This window comes from Alkalibacterium sp. m-11 (assembly GCF_054658155.1).
The window spans coordinates 1-255 of sequence record NZ_BAAGIR010000538.1 but is presented as its reverse complement, the minus strand read 5'-3'; the positions used below and the strand labels follow the sequence as shown (position 1 = coordinate 255).

At 37.6% G+C, this 255-nt stretch carries 1 protein-coding gene; it reads right to left on the bottom strand.

Annotated features, from left to right (window positions below; all coding sequences use genetic code 11):
* On the bottom strand, positions 1 to 255 hold a 255-nt coding region (locus tag ACYQ2O_RS13505; protein WP_459796859.1), incomplete at both ends, for a transposase.

Genomic DNA, 255 nt, shown 5'->3' with positions numbered 1-255 from the left:
TGAAACATCCGAAATCTGTTTAGCCAGCTTTCGATTCTTCTTCATGCCTTGAATATTCAAATCTTCAATACAAATGATATCGTGGTTTTTGATGATCAGCGTACTGAGTTTATTCAAGAAATCTTCGCGTTGGTTGGCTACTTTTTCGTAAAGGTTAGCGACTTTAAGCCGCTGCTTTTGATAGTTTTTGGCATTAGTTAATTCTTTTCCGTCTTTCTTTGCTTGTTCATAGCGACGAGACAGTTTGCGTTGTTC